The sequence below is a fragment of the Ureibacillus sp. FSL K6-8385 genome, from assembly GCF_038593155.1.
Taxonomy (GTDB): Bacteria; Bacillota; Bacilli; order Bacillales_A; family Planococcaceae; genus Ureibacillus; species Ureibacillus terrenus.
This window is the reverse complement of sequence record NZ_CP151968.1, coordinates 1334090-1360624: the sequence shown is the minus strand read 5'-3', so window position 1 is coordinate 1360624 and position 26535 is coordinate 1334090. Positions and strand designations below refer to the sequence as shown.

19 protein-coding genes and 1 riboswitch are annotated in these 26535 nt (G+C 38.8%); of the genes, 10 read left to right on the top strand and 9 right to left on the bottom strand.

The features are described from left to right. Positions 1-76: 76 nt before the first annotated feature. The 3 genes from NST62_RS06595 to msrA form a co-directional block, all read right to left on the bottom strand. Positions 77-1681: an ABC-F family ATP-binding cassette domain-containing protein gene (locus NST62_RS06595; protein WP_141602510.1), complete on the bottom strand. Its 1605-nt coding sequence runs from the start codon at positions 1679-1681 to the stop codon at positions 77-79. A gap of 213 nt (positions 1682-1894) precedes the next feature. Further along, complete coding sequence (locus tag NST62_RS06590; protein ID WP_141602509.1) at positions 1895-3043, bottom strand: hypothetical protein; 1149 nt, start codon at positions 3041-3043, stop codon at positions 1895-1897. A 1281-nt stretch (positions 3044-4324) separates the two neighbouring features. After that, on the bottom strand, positions 4325-4843 hold the full coding sequence (gene msrA, locus NST62_RS06585) for a peptide-methionine (S)-S-oxide reductase MsrA (protein WP_141602508.1): 519 nt from the start codon (positions 4841-4843) through the stop codon (positions 4325-4327). Positions 4844-5029: 186 nt separating this feature from the next. Here msrA and NST62_RS06580 point away from each other — a divergent pair, with 186 nt between their 5' ends. Together NST62_RS06580 and NST62_RS06575 are read left to right on the top strand one after the other, a co-directional pair. Beyond that, a complete protein-coding gene (locus NST62_RS06580) occupies positions 5030-5986 on the top strand; it encodes an LCP family protein (RefSeq protein WP_181733247.1) in 957 nt (318 codons plus the stop codon). Between the two features lie 95 nt (positions 5987-6081). Beyond that, positions 6082-7269 (top strand): AI-2E family transporter, encoded by a 1188-nt coding sequence (locus NST62_RS06575; RefSeq protein WP_342463281.1) that lies wholly within the window; start codon positions 6082-6084, stop codon positions 7267-7269. Between the two features lie 166 nt (positions 7270-7435). On the opposite strand, the gene NST62_RS06570 is transcribed toward NST62_RS06575, so the two are convergent. Beyond that, positions 7436-8599 (bottom strand): aminotransferase class I/II-fold pyridoxal phosphate-dependent enzyme, encoded by a 1164-nt coding sequence (locus NST62_RS06570; protein ID WP_342463244.1) that lies wholly within the window; start codon positions 8597-8599, stop codon positions 7436-7438. A gap of 162 nt (positions 8600-8761) precedes the next feature. Here NST62_RS06570 and NST62_RS06565 point away from each other — a divergent pair, with 162 nt between their 5' ends. After that, positions 8762-9565, top strand: coding sequence for a hypothetical protein (locus NST62_RS06565; RefSeq protein WP_141602505.1), 804 nt, complete (start codon positions 8762-8764; stop codon positions 9563-9565). Positions 9566-9604: 39 nt separating this feature from the next. Here NST62_RS06565 and NST62_RS06560 read toward each other — a convergent pair whose 3' ends face one another. From NST62_RS06560 to thiT, 3 genes are all read right to left on the bottom strand, one after another. Then, positions 9605-10399 carry an enoyl-CoA hydratase-related protein gene (locus tag NST62_RS06560; RefSeq protein ID WP_141602504.1) on the bottom strand — a complete coding sequence of 265 codons (795 nt, stop codon included), beginning with the start codon at positions 10397-10399 and terminating at the stop codon, positions 9605-9607. Between the two features lie 172 nt (positions 10400-10571). Beyond that, positions 10572-11615: a PTS sugar transporter subunit IIC gene (locus NST62_RS06555; RefSeq protein WP_342463243.1), complete on the bottom strand. Its 1044-nt coding sequence runs from the start codon at positions 11613-11615 to the stop codon at positions 10572-10574. Between the two features lie 336 nt (positions 11616-11951). After that, complete coding sequence (gene thiT, locus NST62_RS06550) at positions 11952-12533, bottom strand: energy-coupled thiamine transporter ThiT (RefSeq protein WP_141602502.1); 582 nt, start codon at positions 12531-12533, stop codon at positions 11952-11954. A 74-nt stretch (positions 12534-12607) separates the two neighbouring features. Beyond that, positions 12608-12714, bottom strand: a riboswitch (TPP riboswitch). Positions 12715-12914: 200 nt separating this feature from the next. On the opposite strand from thiT, the gene NST62_RS06545 reads away from it, so the two are divergent. Further along, positions 12915-13340: a GatB/YqeY domain-containing protein gene (locus NST62_RS06545; RefSeq protein ID WP_141602501.1), complete on the top strand. Its 426-nt coding sequence runs from the start codon at positions 12915-12917 to the stop codon at positions 13338-13340. 144 nt (positions 13341-13484) lie between these two features. Then, positions 13485-13646 (top strand): transcriptional regulator, encoded by a 162-nt coding sequence (locus NST62_RS06540; protein ID WP_141602500.1) that lies wholly within the window; start codon positions 13485-13487, stop codon positions 13644-13646. A 181-nt stretch (positions 13647-13827) separates the two neighbouring features. On the opposite strand, the gene NST62_RS06535 is transcribed toward NST62_RS06540, so the two are convergent. Beyond that, positions 13828-15219, bottom strand: coding sequence for a nucleoside-diphosphate sugar epimerase (locus tag NST62_RS06535; protein WP_141602499.1), 1392 nt, complete (start codon positions 15217-15219; stop codon positions 13828-13830). 619 nt (positions 15220-15838) lie between these two features. Between NST62_RS06535 and NST62_RS06530 the strand changes: the two genes are divergently transcribed. Further along, entirely contained in the window at positions 15839-16015 is a 177-nt protein-coding gene (locus tag NST62_RS06530; protein ID WP_181733246.1) for a hypothetical protein, read from the top strand. Positions 16016-16196: 181 nt separating this feature from the next. Beyond that, positions 16197-17051, top strand: a complete 855-nt coding sequence (locus NST62_RS06525) for a hypothetical protein (protein ID WP_141602498.1) — start codon at positions 16197-16199, stop codon at positions 17049-17051. Positions 17052-18643: 1592 nt separating this feature from the next. Here the strand turns inward: NST62_RS06525 and NST62_RS06520 are convergent. After that, positions 18644-20446, bottom strand: a complete 1803-nt coding sequence (locus NST62_RS06520) for a DUF4365 domain-containing protein (protein WP_342463242.1) — start codon at positions 20444-20446, stop codon at positions 18644-18646. A gap of 403 nt (positions 20447-20849) precedes the next feature. Between NST62_RS06520 and NST62_RS06515 the strand changes: the two genes are divergently transcribed. The 3 genes from NST62_RS06515 to NST62_RS06505 all read left to right on the top strand — a co-directional run bounded on the left by NST62_RS06515 (position 20850) and on the right by NST62_RS06505 (position 26522). Continuing rightward, positions 20850-22877 (top strand): DUF262 domain-containing protein, encoded by a 2028-nt coding sequence (locus NST62_RS06515; RefSeq protein ID WP_013876931.1) that lies wholly within the window; start codon positions 20850-20852, stop codon positions 22875-22877. Positions 22878-23903: 1026 nt separating this feature from the next. Beyond that, positions 23904-25844, top strand: coding sequence for an N-6 DNA methylase (locus NST62_RS06510; RefSeq protein WP_342463241.1), 1941 nt, complete (start codon positions 23904-23906; stop codon positions 25842-25844). Beyond that, positions 25845-26522 (top strand): hypothetical protein, encoded by a 678-nt coding sequence (locus NST62_RS06505; protein ID WP_342463240.1) that lies wholly within the window; start codon positions 25845-25847, stop codon positions 26520-26522. Positions 26523-26535 lie beyond the last annotated feature (13 nt).

Genomic DNA, 26535 nt, shown 5'->3' with positions numbered 1-26535 from the left:
TTATTATGTAAACTAATAACCATGATAAAAGATAAAAGCATCGTCTTCTCTCAGGAGAAGACGATGCTTTTCGGTTTTACAAAAGCCCTTGCGCTTCTTTCCATTCCAGGAATTCATCGTAAGTGCATTGTTTATCGATGATGGAGCCGTCATCTTGTATTTCGATGATGCGATTGGCGATGGTTTGGATGAATTGATGGTCGTGGGATGTGAAGATCATGGCGCCTTTGAAGGCGATCAGGCCGTTGTTCAGCGCTTGAATGGATTCCAAATCCAAATGGTTTGTCGGTTCATCCAAAAGCAAAACATTTGCTCCCGACAACATCATTTTGGCCAGCATGCAGCGCACTTTCTCGCCCCCTGACAACACGGAAGGGGATTTTTTCACTTCTTCCCCGGAAAAGAGCATACGGCCCAAAAATCCGCGCAAGAACGTTTCCGATTGATCCTCAGGGGAAAACTGTCTCAGCCAATCCACCAGCGTCTGTTCATTTCCCTCAAAGTATTTCGAATGATCCATCGGAAAGTAGGATCTTGATGTTGTGACGCCCCATTTAAAAGTTCCTCCATCCGCTTTCCGTTCCTCCATTAAAATATCCATTAACGCCGTTTTTGCCAGCGGGTTTCCAAGCAGCACAATTTTATCATCGCGGTTCATGATGAAACGGATATCTTTGAACAATACTTGTCCATCCTGCATTGCCGTTAAGCCATCGACAGATAAACAATCATTTCCGATTTCCCGTTTCATTTGGAAATTGATATATGGATATTTGCGGCTTGACGGTTTAATATCTTCCAATTGAATTTTTTCAAGCATTTTCTTGCGGCTCGTTGCCTGCTTGGATTTCGAGGCATTTGCGGAGAAGCGGGCGATGAATTCTTTCAATTCTTTGATTTTCTCTTCTTTTTTCTTGTTTTGTTCCTGGGCCATCTTCAACGCAAGTTGGGAAGATTCGTACCAGAAATCATAGTTTCCGACATACAGCTGGATTTTACCGTAGTCAAGGTCCGCAATGTGCGTACATACTTTATTTAAAAAGTGGCGGTCGTGGGAGACAACAATCACTGTATTTTCAAAGTTGATCAAAAATTCCTCGAGCCATCGGATGGCTTTTAAATCCAGGTGGTTTGTCGGCTCGTCCAACAGCAGGATATCCGGTTTGCCGAACAGAGCCTGGGCCAGGAGGACCTTCACTTTGTCGGACCCTTCCAAATCCGCCATTTTTAAATGATGCTTCTCATCCGGAATCCCCAGCCCATGCAGAAGGGTAGCGGCTTCCGATTCCGCTTCCCAGCCGTTCCATTCGGCGAATTCCGCTTCCAATTCAGCCGCGCGCATGCCGTCTTCATCGGAAAAGTCTTCCTTCATATAGATGGCGTCCTTTTCTTTCATGACGTCATACAGTCGTTTATGGCCCATGATGACCGTTTCCAACACCGGGTATTCGTCGTATTCAAAATGGTTCTGTTTCAATACGGCGATGCGTTGATCTTTTCCAACAATCACCTGGCCTTCCTGTGGTTCAATTTCCCCGGATAATATTTTAAGGAACGTGGATTTACCCGCTCCGTTCGCTCCGATGAGGCCATAACAGTTCCCAGGTGTAAACTTGATATTCACTTCTTCAAATAATTTGCGGTCGCCATACCTGAGACCTACATTGCTTACTTGAATCATATATTTCCTCCTTCATTTCCGGAAGCCGGACCATTTAGCAAGCCGGCTTTTGCATTCCATTCAACCGAAACTTTTTTATTGATAGCTTTTGTTGATTCAATATGGCATCAACATCAATGTTTAAAGTATAAAGGTTAGCGGAAAACAAAACAACCGTCTGTGCAAAAAAGACAGACGGTTGTTTTCATGGATGAACATATTCGATCTTTGTTTTTAATAGCGGTAAATGGCGGCTGCTCCGGAATCGGACGGCATGCGTTCTTTCGGGAGGACGACTACTTCGCCGCGGTTTTTATATACGATTTCGGCCAAATCGTCCAACACATCATCCACACCGGATTCGTCACTGTTTGAAAGCACCAATGCACCGGTTTCCCGGTCGATTTTGCCCGGATAAATTCGGTCGGCTTCAATCAGAATGCATTCTACACGGTTTGCAATGGCGGCTCTTGAAATTTCGGCTATTTGATCGGTTGCTTTTTCTCGTGCGCGAGCCGCTTCAAACCGGTCCACAAGCTTTTTCGTTTTTTCCAAATAAATCGGTTCAATGATTTCCCATGCCAAATCCCTCAAATCATCTTCCGAAACGGCATTATAACTGATTTTAATGCCCTCTTTTTGCAAATACGGGTTTTTGCTGATGTTTCGGAAAGGAGTATGATATTCATCCAATGCAACCAAAAAGAGCGGTAATTTCATCGGGTTTGAATAATATTTGAATACCGTTTCGTCCACATAACGGAAAAATCGTTCCGTATCAACATCAATGATTTCTTGTTTGCTGCTTGCGCCGTAGAAAACGGGTGCATTGCCGGGACCGCTGAATGCCCCTGCTTTGAGGGATGGAACTGTTTCCACCGTTCCTAAAGCTTCCTGTTTTGTCTGAGGAATGCCCGGATCAATTTCCACCCGTTCAAATCCGTAACGGTTTCCTTCAAAAAGGGCAAATTCTTCCCTGTTTAGTCCCAACAAATGATATCGGTCGGCCGATTGGAAAACACGAATGAGCGGTTTGATATGAAACGTTTCAGCGACAATCGCCAATTCTTTGACCGGGCGCCGCAAATGATAGACGATACATTCGCCTTCAGTAGCAAAAATGGCCAGCCCTTCTCCCGCGTGCTTCCAAAAATTCAAGTCCATCGCAATTTTTTCAAAAGGCTCCATCAAGGATTGAACCTGATCTTTTTTATATTTTTTCGATAAAGCCTGTTCAATTTCCTTTGTCAGATTTTTAAAGAGGATAGGATCCTTTTGATTATCCGGTCCGCGCCGATGGGTCGGCTGATAAAGTGAAATGCAAGGCTTTTTGTCCGAGAGCAGCAGTTCATGGGGAAATTCATTTACAATTTTATACGGCATACGCATCCCTCCGCTCCATAATTTTCTCCGAATGTAAGGGCTTTCATTTTCTTGTGTGGAAAAATAACCCTACCTATATTTAATCTACCATAAATTCAGGTAAATTTTCCTCATAAAATAGCACAATTTAATGGATTTTTGACTAGAATGATATTTTCTGTGAATTGAGATTTGATTAACTGTACGTTTAATTTGCCGAAGAAAAGAGAATACGAATATTGTTGCTCCAAAAGTTATAATTCTCAAAGTTCCATTGAACAAGAATGATAAAACGATTTTTCCGATGACGAAGGAGAATGAGATTTTTCGTATATAAAAAAGCATAAAGGGAAGGGGAAAGGGAGAGCAAAATGGATGGAAAAAAAGAAGGGGATGTGCTATATTAAAAAGATTTTCAAGGTGAAAATAGTGGAAAAGAGAAAAAGACCGGGCTGAACTCCCCGGCCGGCATCAAAAAAGAAAAAAAATAGAGGGAAAAGCAACATCACTTTTCCCCCTATATGTAAAATTCAGTATTATAGAAGACCGCCTAAAAGACCACCAAGTAAAGAGTTTACTAAACCAAGAATAGTTTGCAATAAAGTTCCGATCAAGTTCATGGTGACACCTCCAATATTCATTTTGTCAAATAAAAACTATGAAAATTACAAATTATAGAAGACCGCCTAAAAGACCACCAAGTAAAGAGTTTACTAAACCAAGAATAGTTTGCAATAAAGTTCCGATCAAGTTCATGGTGACACCTCCTAAAAATGGTATTATATTACCACACAACAGCGGTTCCAGAAGGAAGCCTTCCAGATTGATGTAAAAAAATATCGAGATCTGTCATAAGACTCCTTCTGCAAAACTATTTGTTGTGTATTATGTAATACATTTTGAGTATAATTTTTTCCTAATGATTCCGTCAATGATAGGAATTACCTAATAAATTTATGTATAATAATTTTTTTCTCACCATTTATATAATACTAAATACCCGATGTTATTAAAAAGTTGTATAAATATGTATGTAAAAACAAAAATATGTAATAAATTTACCAACAAGAAAAAATTCCCATTAATATTTATACACAATATTGACAAATTTTTATTAATAAAACTTTTGTTTATAAAATAATCCGGTAATTTAGTCGTATTCAAAATCTTTACATTGCAAGAACAATCCTTGGCGCATATAGCCGGTTGTATTTTATTTTACTATAGTTATATTATGTAAACTAATTCCTTTTTTGGAATGAAAAAAAGGGGAGTGGGGCGAAAGGAGCATTCCTTTGCCTGTCAGCTTCCCCAATGCTTTTGAATAAATTCATCCCTGCCGGATTGCTTCCGGTCTTCCTCATAGTGTTTCGGATTTTTCTTGTAATAATCTTGATGATATTCCTCCGCTTCATAGAAGGTTGTTGCCGGACGGATTTCGGTAACAATCGGCTTTTTGAATTTTCCGCTTGCTTCGAGTTCCTTTTTCGATTTTTCGGCTAATATGCGCTGCTTTTCATTATGATAAAAGATGGCTGTTTTATAGTTTTCCCCCCGGTCATGGAATTGTCCGCCGTCGTCGGTCGGATCGATTTGCATCCAATAAATTTCCAAAAGTTTTTCATAAGGCATCACGCTTGGATCAAATTCGATTTGCACCACTTCCAGATGCCCGGTTTTCCCGGTCTTCACCTCTTCATATGTAGGGTTTTCCACGTGTCCCCCCATATAACCGGAAGTCACTTTATAGACCCCATCCCATTGGTCAAAAGGTTTGACCATGCACCAAAAACAGCCCCCTGCGAATGTTGCTTTTTCCATTTTTTACACTTCCTTCTGCTTAAAATCCATATTTTTGTTATATGATATATATACTATCAAATTTTAAAGGCTTCTATTAAGGAAAAGCTTTTCCCGATTGAGCATAGTATAATTATTGATATCGAACTGATTCCATTTTTTATCGTCATCAATAGATAGATTCTTGAAATTTAAAGGGGAATGAATATGGAAGAAAACCAAGTTCATAGCAGGATGGAGAAACGTTATCAACAACAGAAAAAAAGATTTCCGAAATTGAGATTCATCCTCTTGATCATTCTGCTGCTCTTCATTGCAACGGGCGCCTATGCGGTTCATCAATATCGGGAAGGCTTGAAATTGGCAGGCAATGGTGAAAAAAAAGAAATGGATTTTATTTCAGATGAGGAAACAGGGGATATCATCAATTATTTGATTATCGGCGTGGACAGCAGGGGAGAAGAAAAATCCCGATCCGATACGATGATGATTCTGTCATGGAACAAAAAAACGAATGAATTGAAACTTGTTTCATTCATGAGGGATATTTACGCTGAAATACCCGGTTATGATCATTGGAAATTGAATACCGCCTATTATTTGGGCGGCGTTCAACTGTTGAAAGAAACTTTGAATCAAATGTTCGATATTCCGATTCATCATTATGCAGTACTTGATTTCAAAAGCTTTGAATCCCTGATTGACATCTTGGCCCCGGACGGCGTCGAAATTGAAGTGGAAAAGGACATGTCGGCTTATATTGGCGTGACCCTGACAAAAGGGGTGCATCGTCTGAATGGCAAAGAATTGTTGGGATATGCCCGTTTCCGCCATGATGCCCAGGGAGATTTCGGACGTGTGGAGCGGCAGCAAAAAGTGATAGAAGCGTTAAAAGATGAATTAATGCAGCCGAAAAATTTAAAAAATATGCCAAAACTTATTGGAGCCGCCCAAGGGTATATTTTGACGGACATGACAACCGGCGAGGAATTGAAAACGGTACTATCCGTTGCAAAAGGAGGGGTTCCGGACATAGAAAAAATGACGATTCCCGTGGAAGGAACTTATTGGTTCAATTCTTACCAACATGCAGGTTCCGTCATTGAAATCGATTTGGAAACAAACAGGCAAAAATTGCATGAATTTTTGGGAATGGAGGAATAGAAAAGTTACATTGGATTATTTTTCATGGTAAAATAATCTTGTCGAAAAAACGAGAAGGTGATGATTTGGAAAGAGACAAAGAAATAGGGAATGAAATAGCAAAACAAAAGGATTCAACGTTTTTCAACACTAAATATATCCGGTTTCTGGGAGGAAAAAATTTATTATTCACCCTTGTTGTCCTTCTGTTGTTAAGCCTTGTCATTTATGTCGTTGATAAAATTGCGTTCATTTTTCACCCGTTCCAGGTTTTGTTTGAAGTGGTCATTTTGCCGGTTGTGCTTGCCGGGATTTTATATTATCTATTCAGACCCCTGGCGAGACTGTTGGAACGGTGGATACCAAGAATTTGGGCCATCTTTCTGATCTTCATTTTTGCAATCGGCGCGATAACTTTATTGGTCCTTCTTGTATTTCCGTTTTTGCGGGATCAATTTACGAACCTGGTTCACGAGTTTCCCGTATATTTTAAGGCGGTTGTCGAAGGGGTTGTCACATTTTTAAACAATTCCGGGGTGAACGAATTATTTTCAAAATATAACATCGATTATGATCAAGTGTTGACGGATGTCACAAACAATTTAATTACAACCGTAAGGGATACATTTGCGAATTTGGCGACAACCGTAGCCAGCGGCATTACCGGATTGGTTTCGGCCGTAACGGGATTTATTTTATCGTTGGTAACCGTTCCCTTCATCTTGTTTTACCTTTTGTATGAAGGGGAAAAGCTGCCCAAATTTGTATTGGGCATTTTTCCTCCGCGCATGCGGAACGATGCGTCCCAGGTCATGAAAGCGATGGACCATCAAATCAGCCATTACATATTGGGACAGATTTTAGTTTCCATTTGCATAGGGGTCATGATGACCATCGGATTTTTGATTATCGGTCTGGACTACGCTTTTCTATTGGGATTTTTGGCGATGATTACAAGCGTCGTTCCATATTTGGGACCGGCCATTGCGATTACACCGGCCATCATTATTGCTTTGGTGAACTCTCCGTTCATGGTGTTGAAGCTGATCATCGTATGGACGATTGTTCAATTGATTGAAGGAAAACTGATTACCCCGAATATCATGGGGACATCATTGAAAATTCATCCAATCACGATAATTTTCGTGTTGTTGACGGCGGGCTCTCTTTTCGGCGTCGCCGGCGTTGTGCTGGGAATTCCGGGATATGCCGTCATCAAAGTGCTCGTGAGCCATATGTTCAAATTGTTTAAACGCCGCTATAACCGTTTTGAAGAAAACGAAGCCAACCGTTATAAAATATAAAAAAATCGGCTGTTGCACGGCCGATTTTTTATTTTTCTTTTAGCCGCCGGAAGGGAAGGCTGATAGGGAAGCCATGGTTTTCAACGGACGCAGCGGCTGAAAAGACGATAAAAGCTATCATCCGACTTTTCGTTGAATGGATGATAGCTTTTATCTTCATCACCGATTAAATTTTCAATTTCTCCAACCGTTTGATCGCTTCTTCCAACCGCTCTTTTTCTTGGACAAGGGCGATTCTGACATATCCTTCCCCTTCTGATCCGAATGAAGTGCCAGGCACCATCACGACACCTGTCTGTTCGATTGTTTGGAAGGCGAAGTTCACGCTGTCGATGTCAAACGGGTATTTTGCCCATACAAACATTCCGCCGCTGGATGGCGCATACTCCCATCCAATGTTGTCCAATCCTTTTGTGACCACTCGATGTCTTTCGGAAAAGATTTTCCGCAGCCTGTCCGTAATCATTTCGGAATGGTCCAGAGCAAGGGCGGCGGTGGATTGGATCGGTTCAAACACCCCATAGTCCAGATTGGATTTCAGCTGTTTCATGATTTGTATCAAGTTTCGGTTTCCGACGAAGTAGGCCACCCGGGCGCCGGCCAAGCTGAAACTTTTGGAGAGGGAATTGATTTCCATTCCCACTTCTTTTGCTCCCGGCGCGTTCAGGAAACTGATTGGTCCGTCTCCGGAAAAATAGAATTCGGAGTAGGCGGCATCATGCAGCACGATGATGTTATATTTTTCGGCAAACTCAACGACCTCCGTAAAATATTCAAAAGAAGGCATGGCAGGAACCGGATTGCCCGGCAGGTTCAAAATCATCAATTTCGCTTTTCTTGCCACTTCTTCGGAAATGGCCTCCAAATTCGGAAGATATCCTCTTTCTTTATCCAACGGTATGTAATGTACTTGCGCACCGGCCAAATGGATTCCGGCAATATAGGCGACGTAGGCAGGGTTCGTAATCAACACAATATCTCCGGGATCGCAAAAGGCGATCGGCAGATGGACCAATCCTTCCTGCGACCCCATTGTCAAAAGCACTTCCGTCTCAGGGTCGATTTCCACTTTATTGACCCGCTTGTAATAACGGGCAACGGCTTCGTTAAATTCCTTTGTTCCGGTCAATGTATACCCATAGGCGGAAGGATCTTTGCTTTTTTCGGCCATGTGGTTTCTTAAAATTTCATGGGGCGGAAGGTCAGGGCTTCCAAGGCTCAAGTCGATGATTTCAGCACCTTTTGCTTTCTGTTCGTTCGCACATTCTTTCAATTGCCCGAAAATGGCCGGTTGAAAGTACGACATTTTCTGGGATGGGACGATTTTCAATTGTAACACTCCTTAAGCATCGCAAATTCAGCTTTTAAAAACATTTTAGCATAGTCAATCTGTTTTTGCTTTTCCGGCATAAAAAGATGAAAGGTTTTTGATTTCCTCCAACTTTTTGTTTATGATACAAGAAAAGGGAATCGTTGTGATGGAGTTGAAAGAATGAAGGTATATTCTTTAAGCGGTCCAAGCGGGTCAGGGAAGAGCACAACCGCATTGCAATTTGCCCATGACCATCAAATCGAAGCCATCATCGATGATGGTTTATTGATCAAAAATGGACAAAAAATTGCGGGAACCTCCGCGAAATTTGAAAAAAATACAATCCGGGCGGTCCGGAGAGCCATTTTTCAGGATGAAGCGCACCGCAAAGAAGTCAAAGAAGCCATCAAAAAACATCATATCCAATCGGTTTTGATTATCGGCACGAGCGATAAAATGACGAAAAAAATCGCCGAACAGCTGGAATTGGGGCCGATTGAACGGTTTTATTATATAGACGACATCCGTTCAAAAAATGAGATCAAATTGTCCCAATTTATCCGGACAACCCAGGGGAAACATTTGATGCCGATTCCATATCGGCAAGTGGAACAAAACTTTTTCAAACGTCTGATCCAAAAGGGGTTTGACATCTTTTCGAAAAACCGGGTGAAATTGGGGGAAACCACCATTGTCCAGCCGGATTTTCATCGGCAGACAATCGACATTTTGCCCAATGTTTATGTTGATCTGATTAAATATGCAATTTCCAGGAATCCTCATGTTGCAAAAGTGGAATTCTTGCATTTTTCCATGAAAAAATTATATCCAAGAATCTATGTATCCTTGCACATCAAAGCGCCGGTCCGATATGATGCGGTTGCCGCCATGGAAGAACTGCAAAAACAAATTGCCTTTGAATTCCAGCGTCATTTTGAATTCGAGCCGATGGATATCCATATTTTTATTAAAGGAATGATATAAAATGTGGTTGGCAACTTGGCCAACCACATTTTTCATCTTTTATTTTTTTCGTGTGAATTGAGGCGTACGTTTTTCAACAAAAGCGCGGACGCCTTCCGGGAAATCGTTCGGATCGACAAAAGGCGTAGAACCTTTCCAAAGGGCAGGTGTGGAATCGATGCACTCTTTTACCGAATTTTTTACGGCGAGCAATGAGGCAGGGGACATGCTTGCCACCAATTTTCCCAACCGGATGGAGAATCGCGTCAAATCCTTTTCCGGCACCAAATAGTTCAACATGCCGGCTTTATAGGCTTCCTCGGCTTTAAACGTACGGCCTGTAAAGACAAAATCCTTCGTTGTGGATGGACCCACCAGGTCAACGAGGCGTTTGGCAAACTTATTGTTTAATGTAATGCCCAGTTTGCCGACCGGAATCCCCAAACGGGCCTTTTCCGAGCCGATTCGAAGGTCGCAAGCCAAAGCAAGTTCAAGACCGGCGCCCATGGCAGGACCATTGATCACCGCGATGGTTGGAAGGGGCAAGTTTTCAATGGTTGAAATCGTATTTTCCATCCGGACAAAGGCTTCTTCCGCTTCTTCTATGGACATGCGGTTAAACTCTTTTATATCTGAACCTGCCGTAAAGTTTTCGCCGGAACCCCGGAGAATCAGCACTTTGTTTTTCGGATTATCAAGAGATTGTTTGGCGATTTTTGCAAGTTGGTCCCACATATTTGCCGTCAATGCATTTTTCAATTGCGGACGATGGATGGTGATAATGGCCAATCCTGCTGTTTCCTGATAGACAATCTTGGCTTCTTCTTCTTGTAATCGAGTCGTTCGGACTTGCATTTTTTATACCTCCTTAATTAGTTTCATCTTACTTGAAACTAAGGCATCATCCTAGAGTTATTTCAATTTTCATAAAAAATTCAACAATTTTCAGAAACAATCGACAAATTTATGAAAATTTCACAAACCAAAAATGGGCTATCCTATTAAATATAGGATAGCCCAGGATTTGTTAATTTTCATAGGAAACCAGATAATCCCGGGATTCAATCCATTTGAATTTCTTTTCGAACAATTTGATGAAAAAGAGGTTTAAAATGACAGGAAGGACGATAAACATTGTGACGGCGATGGTCACACTTTCAACATTCCATCCGGCCAAATCCAGATATTTTAAAGGTCCGACAAAACCGGCAAGTCCAAAACCGGCGCTATACGGCGTCCCGGTAATTTGCAGCACGCCGGATAGGGCGCCTAAAATGGCTGCCGTCAAAATCATCGGAAGGGCGATTTTCGGTTTCATAAAGAAGTTGCGCATTTGAATTTTCGCCGAAGCGATGTGGGCAATCGCCGTTCCCAAATTGTTCGCTTTATAGGCCGCGATGCACATGCCGACTCCTGAAGCGGCGACGCCTAGGTTTGCGGCGCCCGCTGCGACTCCCGAAATCATGATGGCCGTTGCGACCCCGATTGTGGAAATAGGGGAAAGAATAAGCACCGAAAATACCATGGCTATTAACATGCCCATCAAAACCGGTTGGAGATTGGTCAAGTAAATAATGCCTTCACCGATGGCCAAACTTGCGCTCCGGACATATGGCAAAATGGCCAAACCGATCAAACCCGGAATGAAAATGGTGAGCGCGGGCATCAACAACAATGTCCACTCTTTTAGTTTGGCATCCAGGAATTTGACGAACAATGTGGCAAGGGCTGCGGTAATCCCGATATTGATGACTGTGCCGATGCCGGCCATGGTGATTGTGCCGTTTTCCGCAATGGTCGTCACACCGCTTCCGATAAATGCGGCAAGGCCAATCGAACACATCTGCACCGGATTCAATTTGAATTGGATGCCGATCAGCACCCCCATGATGACAGGAAGCAGGCTCATCACAAGCACAGAGGCGTTCAAAACGGAGGTAAGGACCGTTTCAAGAGGGCCCGCATGAGGTATAATCAATTTTAATATCTCTCCGACAAGCGCGTTTGGAATTAAACAAACGACTATCCCCAAACTCATGCCTGTTAATAGTTTGTTAAAGAAATCCTTCATAGCTGCAAACCCCTTCTTGTTTAAACTGTTTTTATAGTAAAAATGATGAATTCTTTAATGTAATCAATTATATATTAAAATAATTTTTTATCAACAATAAAAATTCTGATTATTGCTTTGAAAATAAATTTTTTGAAGTTTTTAAATCTACCGAACAGATGGGAAACAACTGTATAAAGGCATCTGAAGGTTTTCGAGCTTTTATAATCGAGAAAAACCGATTATTTTTACAGAAAAAATAATATTATTCTAGTAAAATCGAAAATAAAAAAAGAACTGTCCGGAAAGAGGGAGAATCCCTTTCCGGACAGTCCAGCACAAATATAAGGAAACTGCTTACTTAAAGTTGACGCCTTTCCGCTGAATTAGCCGCGGTGCGGCAGAAAGGAGAAGAATCAAAACAATGGAGCACAAAATCGCCGAGCCGGCCATTGTGGAGCCGTTGACAATGAAAGAATAAAGAATTGGCGACATCCCTTCAGGAGCATATTCCGCCCAAAAAATGACGCCGGCCAAAAAATGCCAAAAATAGCGGGCAACGCTTCCGATGAAGACCGCCAGAACGGCAAAACCGATGCCTTTCACTTTATTTTGTTCTTTGAAGAATGCCCGTTGGATCGGCTTGTACATGAGCCCGGCAAAGCCGATAAAGGCAAAGGCGATAAAGTATTCGATCAAGAATTGCAGGAAGGTCAAAATATAGGCATCTCCAGTTGCCAATTGCAACAGCCCCCATATGAAGCCGGATATGAAGCTCACCGTAATTCCCCAGCGGAATGCTAAAATAAAGATTGGCACCATTGCAAAGGAAATCGAAATCCATGGACCAATTTTAATGGACGGCAGCAAGTCCAAAATTAATGCGAATGCCGCGAAAAATGAGGCTTCAATAAGCGCCTGCAGCCGAATTTTGTTCATAAAAAAACTCCCCTCCAAAAATTGGAAACCTCAGGGGAAAATATGTAAAGAGACACCTGGTCCTCATACAACGAATATTCTCGATCCCACAATCCCTGCGCAAGCATTACCTTACAGGTTCAAAGGGTCAGAACAACACGGAGTTGTTCACTCTCAGCACATAGCTCCCCCTGTGGTTTCGTTTGGTTTGATTGAATTGTCGCCATAAGTATAGCTTGAAAACAGCTTTTTGTACAGAGTAACCGAAAAAAATCTTTTTCGGATGTTCCGACAAACCATCTGCAAATTCCATTTCTTGAATATTATTAGAAATAATGTTATTTCATTTATAAAGCGGCATTTCTAAATGTTTCATAATCCATTAAAGGGGGAATATTATTTATGATGAAAAAGGATGTTTTTGATCAGTTGAAACAGGCGATGAAAGAAAAGGATACAGTTGCCAAAGCGGTTTTAACTCTGCTGAAATCGGCGCTTGATCAGGCGGAGAAGGAAAAGGGTTCCGAGCTGACCTTTGAAGAAGAGATTGCGGTCGTGAACCGTGAAGTGAAACAGACACACCAGGCCCTTGAAGGAGCGAAACAGGCAGGAAGGGAAGATTTGATTGAAAAAGAAAACCGCAAACTCCAAATATTGCAAAGTTTCTTGCCTAAACAGTTATCCGAAGAAGAAATTGCCGATGCCCTAGTGAAAGCCGGCATTACAAAAGGCATGAACATGGGAGAGGCCATGAAAATCGCAAAACCGCTCCTTGCGGGAAAAGCGGACGGTGCCACAATCGCCAAAGTGGTTAAAAGCCTCATTTAATTCATAGAATAGAGGTAAATAAAAGACTTGTTTAAAAATTTAGACAAGTCTTTTAAATTTATATTGACAGAAAATTAAAACTGTACTATATTAGAAACATCAAAATTAATCTGTTATAGTACAATAAGTGAGGAGTGGTTGGATATGACAACATATCAAGAAGGGTATGAATATTACGTAACGAAATGCGAGCAATTCGGCCTTCAGCCAATCAATTTTTCAAACTTTATCGAACAGCTTTCACAAGAACAACTGGACCGGTTTAATGAACATGCCCGCAAAGTGAAAGAAAACACAGAATCATGATGATTCGTTGAAATATTTATCGAAAGGCGAGGAGATTGCAGAAAAGTGAGGTTAGTAATTTGGGAACGTTGAACATTCGAGTCGGTTAGACAACCTTGCTTGTCGGAAAGAACAAGTAAGGTTGTCTAATTTTATGCACAAAAAAAGAACACCATTTTAACGGAAAATGGCGTTCTGCTGCCTATTCGTCCAACAGCTCAAGGAGACGTTGATACTCCGGAGCTCCGATGCTGTCATAATATTGGTAGAGCAATTCGGAGTTCACTTTGATTTTATCTTTGTGATTTAAATACATCTGCGCCGTTAAAAACCGGATAATTAGCGGGACCGGTTTGTCATGGTTGAACTGGTTTATATATTTTTCGATGAATCCCTCGGACAACACACAGCTCAGATTGTTCCCCAGACATTCAAAATCCACGTAATCAATATGTTCCGTCAAAAACTCATCCGTCAAATGTTTGTTGTATAAACAGGCCGCTTTCCAATCGATCCGGTCTTTGTACCGGTTCAGCCAATGGGGCTCCAAAATGGCGCTGATCAGCGAAATTTGCTGTTCATTATATTTGGCAAATTGTTCATCCATTTCTTCGTTCGTCGGCTTTTTGAATCCCATGTCGTCATACAACTGGCAGGCGAGGGAAGGAATGCCTGTAACCAGATGTTCGCTGCCCGGCCACTTGTATGGACCACGGTCGAACTCGAAAAATTGGAATTCTACTTTTTCTTCTTCCTCATCAAACAAGTCCTCATCCAGTAAATCGATGGTCGCATATTCACTGAAATACGTATCATCTTCGATAAACTTGTCGATTTCATCCGAAAAATGCGGGTTGATTTCCTGATTGTTACGGACCAATTCCTCAATCATATACTTTTTGAAAGATGCAGAAAGCCGCGCAAGTACGGGATAGTTGTACTGCAAAGCGGAAACGTCGACCAGATCCAAATGATCAATCAAGTATTTTTCCGTGATTTGGTCGCATGCATAGCAGACATAAGCGAAATCCACATATTTCAAATATGGTTCGAATTCAGTAGGATGCATTTTAATCAGCCGATAACGCCAGTAACAATAATCGATGATAAATTGTGTTGACCAATTCGGATGAAGTTTTTGAATTTCTTTTACGCTTTGTTCATCCATGATCGGCCCGTAATGGACGGGAATCGATGTGACGTCAAAGTCTTCGGGGATGTTCAGTTTTTCCAGCGTTTTTTTCGGATTAAACCGCTTTTTTCGGCTTGGGTGGGTTTTGAATGTATAAGTGCCGATGGATCCCCGTTCATCCAGCAGAATATAGGAAAGTTCCTGTTTTTGGTCCCGGGTCAATTTTGTATGTTTGGGAAATTTCACAGCTGCAAAATAAGTAATATCATCGAGATTATAATAGAATTTATATTCGCCTTCACGGGTAAATTCGGAGCGCGAATTATTTTTCTTCCAGTATATCAACGCACCTAAAATGGGCGGATAGTTCGAAAAGTAGATATTGGCTATGGAAAAAATATTATGGGATAAAGATTCATCATATACGGCTTTGATAAATTCGATTTTTTTGATTTTTAACATGTTCGACCTCCATAAATCTATTATACCCCTTGAAAACGGAGCAGCCTACTTCAAATTTATAAAATATTTATAGAAAAAACATAGAATCCATATATAGAAGGGAAGAAATCCTATGTAGAATCAACTTGCCTTATAAATTTTATGAATTTTATTTCATTATAATGAATATTTTAATTGCTTCTTTAACAAAAAATTCAAATCCTGACAGGGTGTTTTTACAAAAATTAACAAGGGATCGCCGGCAAATCCGGAGTTTTTTGCAAAAGGAAGCGTAAATGGGGATTTTATATAAATGATTCGGGGGAATTGCTGCAGTATTCATTTTTATATAATCATTTTTTTGCGAAAAACATTTTCCACAAGATTGATCTGGACATGCAAGCATCATTTTTTGGATGAAAACTAGTTTTGTTATATGAAATATAGTCTGTCCGGTTCATAGAGGGAAAACGATTGAAGCCATCTTTTTCCTCTCATGATTCGTATTGATAGAATATGGGCACCGGTCGGCGGGGCTTGATTTTATCAAAAAATTACTAGAATCTAGTACATCTGCCTGTTCCTCTTATTTGAAACTGCATTTTATATAGTAGATTCAAAAATGGAGGTGACCAGAAATATGCAAAACAAATTCCAATTGGGTGATAAAATCATTGTAAGAAGCCCTTCATTTGCAGATCAACTTGGCATTTTTCTAGCGATCGATAACAACGCGTTGGTTTGGGTGACTGATATCGGAGGAAGCTTGACACTCGCCAGAACAGATCTTGACGGGGTAACCATCGCAAAAGCATAATGTTTTGCCGGAAAAGGTCAGACTTGCAGCTACAGGTTTGACCTTTTCTTATTGGAAATTTACGACTAAATACGGCTGATTGATTGCGGGGACAAGCGGTACCGATTTAGGCGTCCGCCCTTTCCATCCCGGATGTTTGCCCATAAAGTATAGTGACTACGTTAAACCTGGGAGAACGCATATGAAAAGCTCAGTATATTTTTCACCGGAAATGAATCATCTTTATAAAACTGAAAATGGAAGGCAAGTCATCGGGAACAATCAAACCTTCTTTGCGTCCGGCCCTTTTGATGAATTGAAACATTTCATCGGCCGGCATTACGCCAGCTTGCATGATCAGATACGGTTTGCAACAGGCAGAATCCGGGAGTTCAGCGAAAATCAGGCGGTCTTGCATCAGGCGGCGATACAGTCGATAGAGAATCAGATAGGCTGGTTAAAGGAAAAGGTGATAAAACAGGAAAACATGCTGGAAGCCTTTTCGGAATTTTTCAGGAAAGACATGCCGCAGATCACGAAGGACGTGGATGAAAAAATTCAGGGGCAACAGCAGTTCATCCGCAATCAATACAATCAGATCAATGAACAGATGGAAGAAATCCATGAGCAAACGGCCGGCCAAATGAACAGGATGTTGGAACAATATGAACAATCGATGGAACGCGTTTCTGAAATGCATAAAGAATTCCGTCAGATGAAGAAGCATTTAAGCGAAGTTCAACAGCAGTGTGAAGATATAAAAAAAGAAGCCGAAAAAGGGAGAAATCATTTCCAGGAAGCAATGAAAAATCTGACGAATCAACTGAACGATAATCTGACCAGCCTTTCCAAGCGGCTGGAGTCCATCGAAAACTCTTTCAAAGATTCTCTTTCCTATTTCCGTTTCGGAGACCGCATCATGATTACCGACCGGAATGGCCAAAGCACCGGGGTGTTCATCAGAACGACCGAAGACGCGGTCATCTGGGTCAGCGATGTGACAAATACTTTGACGGTGTCAAACTTTAAAGGTTTGACCATTTCAAAACTTAATTGAGCAGAATTGTTGAAGCGCCATTTTCCTTATCAGGGAGAAGGCGCTTTTTTTGTTGGCGGGGAAGAAGGGCAGGGGAATGGATTTCAGGAAAAGCGCGCGGCTGTCAAGGTTAATCGGAAGAATCCGACCGGATCAGTCGAAAATGGGTACAAATTGTTAACATGAAGTCCCTTAATAGTATCACCGGGAGGAAGTGTTGTATGATGAAAAAAACAGCATCCATAAATATCGGTTGCATACATATTAAAGCGTCCTGTCGGTAAACCGGGAATCAGGAGAAAATTTATAATAATCCATGAATCCATGCAAAGGATGTGACGGGAGATGAAATGGTATTTGTTGCGGAACGACCGCACAGGAGGGGAATTTAAAACGGCCATTCGATTGAAGGCCCGTTTGTTTCAACTGTTCGGATGGCGTTTGACGGACATTTATAATGGATGAATAATCGGGTTCTTGTGCATAGATAACAGAGCAAAGATGGATATTTTTCGACAAATTGATAATTTTCCATCACTATATTCAATTGAAACATGGTTCTAAATAATCCATGTTAAATACAAAACCCGCCCCAAACCAATCAAAAAACAAAAAAACACACGAACTAAAGGTATATAAGTTACTAGAATAAACAGAATCATAGGGAAAATTTGGGAATAATAAAGCAATTTATACGTATCCGGGAAAAGGAAAACCGCGATGGGAACGCCGAAGTGAACAGAAGGCAAATGCCGTAAAAACTTCGGTTTGTTAAAATTCTGAATCCGATAATAAAAATAACCAATAACGGCCCGGAAAATGCTCAAACAAAAATTTTTGATGCACGTGTTCCATTTTCAGAAAGAAACAACAGATTATGACGGCCAAACCAAAATGCCGCAAAATGATTGAAAATAATCCGTTGGACCATCCGTGATCGGAACAAAATAATCGCTTGGCGAAGCTGCTTTGAAGGAATCCGAGAAATTTCAACGAATGACTTATTCATTAATGCCATGTTGAGCACAGTTACTTATGGGAAAGGAAGGAAGATGATCAATTTTCTTTTTTAGTTTACATAATATAAAGTGAAACGATAAAAAAATGATAAAACAGTAAGTTAACTTAATAATTGCGAATAAACTTTGATAATTCGTACAAAAGAATGATAATTGTAGACAAAAAATAAATTGAGTTAATTTATAATACATATTAGCACGCGCGTTCTTATTTGTCTAGAAAAAGATAGAAAAATATGTAAGAGAGAAGTAGAATAAAATGTTCTAACTATTCAATTCCTCGATACTATTATTCACGATACACAAAACCTATTGCTTTCTTTGTTTGAATATCCACCAAAATAGTAACAGTCCTAATATACCTTCATTTGTTGTCTTAAAAGAGACGAAATAAACTTCTTTTCCTGTTGGAGTCTGAGCCTTCCGTTACTTCTTCATATACAATCCCTTTACTTACCCCCCGCATGTAATCCAAACTTATGTCGAAAGTGGAACGGTTTTCGTATTTTTACAAACAAAAGTAAGGTTGTCCCAAAAATGTTTGCTTTTGGGACAGCCCCATTATATAAACTTATTTAATAAAACATGTATTTGCTATTCAATAAGCTTTTTATAAAGATGGTATATTGGAAGACCTTCATAAAATTTTTGTCTGCTTTTTTCAAAACGTTGGAAGATCAGCTTAGCTTCTGTTTTACTTTCTAGTAACACACTTGTACAAAACTGTGCTTCTAGATTATCCTTTGAAAAATTTCTTAAATTTATTAGCTGTTGATACTCCTCATCAGATAAACGTCCTTCTTTCCGCAACTTAATCTGAAGTCTATTAATCGTCACGACAATAAATTCGGAAGTTACGTTTTTCCCCGGTGCATCAACAGGATATTTATTATAAATATGTTCTGCTAGTTCAAGAAGTTTAATATTATTTGAAATGTCATAAGCATTTATACACCGCAAACAGAAATCATTAGTTATGGGAAAAAGTTCACTTACAAAAGGATCAAATTGATTAAATGACTCTTTAATAACTTCAAAGTCAATATTGGCACCATAAGCCAATGCAGATTTATTTAATAATACATATGGGCTATACGGATAACTCTTATCACCAATTACCACCCGAGCATCTTTTTGTAATAAATCTCTAGAAAAAGCATTGATTAACTTAGTTTGGGATTCTGGATTATAAAAAAAGATTAGCTGTATATCACATATTTGATAATTGGTAAATTTAGGTATATCAGGTTCTTTAATTTTAAGTTTTCTATAATCATTCTCTAGAATCATGTGAACGAGCGGATTTATTTTATTGACTATTTTGTCAAACTCTCCGTCTTTATCTCCAAATTTAGTCTTCTCATCAACATTCAGTTTTTGAAAAACTTTCTGTAGCTTTAAAAACATTGAATACAGATTTTTTAATTCTTCAAGCAAGTGTTTTTCTTTAATTGTTACTTTTCCGAAGGTGAAGGAAAGGTTTTTAAAATAAATTTCTTTTCCAGATACTAAATCTATTAAAAAAGGAATAATTTTCAGTTGAGTCGCAAGAGAATCAAGCCTACGGATAGTAAAATTCATCTTCGTATCGTTTACGTTATATTTTAATTCAAGCGAATCCTCAATCAAGAATATTTTTTTGGTTGGCTCCTCTGTTATTTTCAAATTAAATTCGTATTCATTGTTATCTATAACAACTGTTTCCTTTAACTTTGTTGATACGGAATGAATCCGGGCAAGATGTAAAGGAACATTTAGGTTTTCCTTAATACCGTACAGTGTAAAGTCATGCTCAAAAATATTACTTGTTTCCTTTCGTTTCGGATCAAAGGTTAGACTAGTCAACTCAAAAGAAGTAAATTCATCTTCTTTAAAGGGATTATTCTCGATAAGTATAGGTGGTTGTTTTTTCGATTCATGGATAAAGCGTCTACATACAGCATCTAAGGACGTTTCACTGAGTGGTCTAAGCGTTACACTTCTTTGCTTTTGATTTTTTACTTCACCATAGCATTTTATTATTTCCCTAAGTTCTTTTGGAAGCAATTGTTTATAAAAGATTTTTGTTTCACCTGTTTTAAGTATTTCAACGACAAATAGCACTACACCATTACTATTATAATAGTTACGATAATGATCTAATCCTAAAGGGAAGGTCCGTTTCCCCTGAGAAAAGCTATCTACCAAAGTACCTTTTACCTGAACAGGTACTTTCCCAATTAAGGAGTCAACGGACTCTGAGTGATCTTTAAACACTAGTATTTCACCATCAAAAGATATCCCCTTATCTCCTTCAGAAATATTAGCAATTAATAGGGAAGAAGGCTTATTTGCTTCTGCTTTTACTGCTGCTACGGCAATTCTTTCTAATTTTCCATTTGATATATTAGTAGCCACTTTCTGATTTAAACCTCCCTTTATAAGGGTTATCTTTTATTTAAATTATAGGGCATTTAGATAAAATTTACCTTAATTTTCTAGACTAACCTGAATTCCGTCACTGATACTTCTGGGAATTTCACGACTTATACCTATGATAAAACAACTGTTCTACTCAACAGAAGGAAGGGGCGTCCAACAAGGTCGATTACGTTTTCGACGCTAATAGCAACCTAACTGAAAAGGAGGGAATTAGCTGCAAGTTATAACTATTTAACCAATCATATACATTTAGTAAAAAATAGAACGGGAGATTGGTTTTATTTACTCATTTTTACCAATCATAAATAGCAAACATATTATGGAATGTTATTGAAAAATGGTACAATAATACCATGAATAATGGAGAAGGAGGATTTAAATGATTGCCCCACAACAAACAGAATCGATAAAGGATTTGGTCGAAAATATACATAAAGAAAATATCTTATTACCAGAATTTCAAAGAGACTTCGTATGGGAGCTAAGCAAAACATGCGAACTTTTTGATTCTTTGGTTAGGGACATTTTTATAGGTTCTATAATATATGGTAAACCTTCTTTTGAAATAACGGTTAGAGAAATAGATACAAGACCTAGAAAGGGAGAAGGTAGTCGAAGAAAACTAGCAACCAAATTTTTTAATAAAGAAGAGATTCAACGAATGACCCAAATTAATAACTTTAGGATTATACTCGATGGCCAGCAAAGGGTTACTTCTATTTATAGAGCTTTAACAGGTGTTGATGAAGTATGGTTTATTGCGAAAAATGAAGAGGAACTCGAAACATCTATTCGTGAAAAAGCGTTGAGGGAAAGAACTTTGGAAGAAATGTTATTTGAATTTAGTCTTCAAGAAGATGAAGATCGTCTCTCTGTAAAGTTATCTGATGCTTTTTTAATATCAAAAGGTGATATATTAGATGATGACATTAAGGAGAATTATTTCGGGAAATTATCATGCATTGCAGGTATGGATGAAGAGGAATTGAAACTAGCGTTTATAAAATATCGAATGATATGCGTAAAGCTAGGAGAACTCTTCAAAAGTGACAAATTACTTTCATATTATTTGCTAAATATGGATACGGAGAAATTTGCTCTTTTTTTCGAACGAAGCAATAGCAAAGGTATTCAGCTTAACTTTATAGATATTTTGGCAGCCAAGTTATACAAAGGATTTAATTTAAGACAAAAAATCGAAGAACTAGAGTCAGGTTTTCCAAATTATTATTTTAATCGAGAGGTAATTGTTCGTACCATTTCCTATATTGTAAGCAATGGCAAAGAAGTTGATCGAAATTATATTTTATCCAATTTAAACTACGAACATTTCAATATGTATTGGGATGAGGTTTGTGACTGTTATAGAAAAGTTCTTGATTTTCTTTTTAAAGAGAGATTCATAATTTCTCAAAAATGGATGCCGTATGAAAACATGTTGATACCTTTAATTATCTTTTTGCGCTCTATCCATAAAACTGATTTTTCTCAGATGAATGAAAATCAATACGAATTTATTAAATACTGGTATTGGTCATCAATCTTTGCTCAACGGTATTCTTCAGGCTCTAATGAAGCTATAATTCAAGATGCATCTATTCTTTCTAATATTGCTCAAAATAAGAAGATAAGTGATAAAGCTTTTTTTAGTCGCCTAAAAATTCAAATCACTTCGCCCGAAGATATCTTGTCTTTCTCTAAAAAAGGAAATGTTATTTATAAAGGAATTTTAAACCTTATAAATTTTGCATCGAAAGGTTTAATAGATTGGAGCAATTCAAGTCAGCTACACTTAAATAGCAAGTTAGAAGATCATCATATCTTCCCTAAAGAATACATTAAAAATAAATTTAAAGATAATGAACAAATATTATCACTAATAGATTGTGTAGCGAACAGGACATTGATTCCTAAAATCACAAACATAAAAATTGGAAAGAAATCTCCATCACAATATCTTAAAGAGTTGATGAAAATTAATCCAAATATTGTAGAGAGTTTAAAAAATCATTTAATACCTATAGAAATAATAGATGGTGCCTATGATGACTTTTATATTGCATTTTTAGAAAAAAGAGCGGAAGCAATTTTCAAATTGATTGAGAAATATATTATAGCAAAAGAACAAAAGATAGTAGATCTCTTCTATCAACCACCAAAAACAAAAGGGAATATAAAAATATTCGCTAGTTATTATAATAAAAAAGTGGAAGCTATATTTGATATTGAGACTCAACAGGTGCATTACAATGGTGAAGTTTTATCTGTTTCAGCCGCTGCAGATAAAGCAAAATATAATTTAAGCGGTAAGGATAATACTTCTACGAATGGATGGAGATTTTGGAAATATATAAATGAACAAAATCAAGAAAGGTATATAGATGATTTTAGAAAAATAAAGAAATAATACAGTATGAAGTTGTGAAGAGTTTGTTTCGTGAAGAATTATGAAAAAATACATCGAATGGTGCAAGAACGAGTAAAAATTGATTCCAAAATCCAAGATGCGTTATCATCTATGAGAGGGGATAAAATCCCATCCCCATCAAGTTAGCGGTGTAAAATTTTTTAGAATGATACGCATGTTTAAAATACACATTAAATGATGAAGAGAAAATAAAATGTTAGGCATGCCAAATAACCCTCTTCCTGAGGGTTATTTGGCATTTATATCCATAACCTGTCCTGTCATATCTCCAATTTCTTTAAAAGATTCGATGCCGTTTCCACTCTCTTCCTTCAGCCTTTCCTCGCGTATTTTCTTAATAGAGACAGGAGAGAGGGAAGATCGGTTTTCATCGTTTGAGAATGCAAAAGAAACCGATGCTAATACGATCGGGGGAGATCGGGTGCTTTCCGTTCACTGATCTCGATTCCCTCCCGTTGATGCCAATACATTCGAGCTTGGAACAGGGAGGGAGCAACCATGCCAGAGCGCTAAATCGGCGCATAGCTGCTGAAGCGACTGACTCCCGAGCAAACTATCTCCCTATGCACATAGCGTCAGGAAGGCTTTAGCAGTTAAGGAATGCTGCCGTTGAATGAGTCCTACTTCTCATTCCAGAAGGGTCAGTTCTTTGGCGGAAAGGAGTTGACGAATTTTTGATCCATGCCTTCACGTAATTTGATAGGTAATGGAATAAAATCCCCTTATATCATTTGTTGTAGCTCAAATTATAGTTCATAATTCTTGTTTTTATAGAGGAATTATAACAGAGTCAAAAAAGAATTAAAAATACCCTTTACAAAAATTTTGTTGTATGTTACATTAAAAACACAGAGATGGTCAACCATAAGTTATTTCATTAGAAGTAATGTCTTTGAAGGCAATCCTTGCGACAATGGAATTATTGCATAAGGAAGTTTCTTTTTTTTTTACGAAAAATAAAAAGGAATTAAGAATACTTTATTTAAAAATTGGGGGGGTAAAATAATGAGCCGTGACAAAGCGTTGCAATTTATTCATGAATTAGAAAATCAATTTAATAAGAAAGAAATTGAAGAGGAAAAAGGATTAACAGTCGAATTATTAAAGCTGTATACTTTGTTTTTTGCCATGGAGAATGAAAAATATGGTGAGAAGCTCACAAACATCATAACAAGGGAAGAACTTAAAAATCGCCGCGGAAATGTAAAAGAGACCATCCAATCTTTATACCGTACGCTTGAAAGCATAGAGCCTTCACTCTCTGGCGTGTTTCTTAACGATACATTCAAGAACATCGAGGAAACCACTCTTTATAAATTAGTGGTCCTTCTTGAACGATATGGATTAACGAAAACGGAGTATCAAAATAACGAGGCTACGACAGTTTTTTTTGAAACATTAATAAAAGAGCTGCTTGCATCTTCAAAAGGTTATGACTTCACACCTGATGGCCTGTCACAGCTAATGATTCAGGCATTAAAGCCAATTACGGGATCCGTATATGACGGAACCGCTGGAATTGCAAATATACTGGTTGATGCCTACCGATACGCTAAAGGCAAAGGAAAAGATATTTCTGTTTATGGACAAGAGATTAACGAAGAGTTATATGTTATTGGCAAGCTGAATTTGTTTGTCAATCATATCTTGCCAGAACAGGGGGATATGAAATTAGGTGATACCATTCGTGACCCGAAATGGCTCGAAAATGGGCGTCTGATGCAATTTGACTATATTATGATGAATTTCCCATTCGGCTTAAGAGATTGGGGATATGAGTTTGCCATCAATGACCCTTATCATCGATTTGAATTATATGATCTTCCATCTAAATCACAAGGAGATTATTCCTTTATATTACATGCATTGGCGTCTTTAAATCAGGAAGGGAAAGCGGCATTAATCGTTCCTTTTGGAACACTGGTTAGAGGTGCGGCAGAAAGAAAAATTCGCTCCATCTTATTAAAAGACGATGTAATCGAAAGCATTGTTTCCCTTCCAAACAATTTATTTAGCGGAACGGGTATTCAGGTGGCGCTTCTTCTATTGAATAAACATAAACCAAGCCACAAAAAAGGCAAAGTGCAATTTATTAATGCCGAAGGGGATTATGAGCGGACAAGAACACAGAAATATTTGACTTCCAAACATGTCCAGAAAATTATTGAAACGCTCGAGGAATATGAAAACAAAGAAAAATACTCACGCATTGTTACTATAGATGAAATTGCCGAAAATAATTGGGACTTAAACCCATCCTTATACTTCATTCATGTGGAACTGGACACAGAATTCGGCAAGATCGTCTTTAATAAGAAAAAATACGAAAGCGAAGCGGAAAACCTTGTGCAGATCGGGGACATTGCGGAGGTCATCCGCGGCGTGAATCTTCCAACCCGTAGACAAATCGAAAGTGCAGACGGGGAGTTATTCCCTGTTATTCAAATACGAGATATCGAAAATGGAGAAATACGATTTGAAACCATTGATGAATTTCCGATTCAAACAAGAGATGTACAGCGTGTTACCGCACAGCCGGGGGACATTTTAGTGTCAAGCAGGGGAACCCAACAGAAAATTGCCATTGTTCCGGAATACGATGGAACGATTTTAGTATCGAATATGTTTATTATCATTCGCCTTCATTCTACAAAAGAAGTCGATCCTGTCTACGTCAAACGTTTCTTAGAAAGTCCGATTGGCCAATACTTTTTTGAAGCTCATCAAAGCGGATCTATTGCAACAGTTTTAACTCCAAATGATATTCGCTCCATTGAGCTGCCTTTGCTTCCTATTGAGCTGCAACAGGAGATGATTAGACAATTGGAAGAGGCAGATGAATTAATTCGCAAAGCTTATGAAGAGAGAAAGAAAAAATACTTTGATGCTTATCAAAAATTTGGCATCGGAACTTTTATCCGACCAATGACAAAGCAGGGGGAATGAGTGTTGAAAAAGAAACTTCTTCTTGAATTAAGAAATAGTTTAAGAAGACGAGGATTTTGGGTGAACGTAGTAGATGAGGAATTAATTTTGGATCTATGGTGTTCAAAATCTAACTTCATCGAAATGGTCAGTTTATTAACAGCATTACAAATAGGCGTTAGCATTGGCGAACAAGGGATACGGCTGAAGCCGAATACCCTCGTTTCGGATGCACTATTCCAGCAAATAGAGTTTTTTCATCGACAAGGATGGAACTGGTTTTCTGTTTTCAGACCACAAGAAGTCCCAGTTACATGGAATCAAAATCCAGACAATGACCTCTCTATATTGGATTTGGATAGCGGCATTGCTAGTCTAGTATTTGCATTAAATAAAGTCGGGTTATATACTTCTATGAGTTGTGACGGTCATGGGCAAAGAGAGCCAAACATCTGGCTACGCAGACAGGATCATGCTGAAACAATCCGGAACATACTTATGGAAGCTAATCAACAAGTCAGTTTTGCGTATGATTGGGAAATAAAGAAAGGATATAGAAATATTGTTCTAACCGCAAAGAAGTGTTTATCCAACGATAAATGGGATGTGGAGAAAATACAGGATGATGCATTAGCTTTATCAGAATACATTTATAAAAACTATTTTGCATCTTCTGGTAAAATGTTGAAGTTGTTATAATATTTCTAAGTTG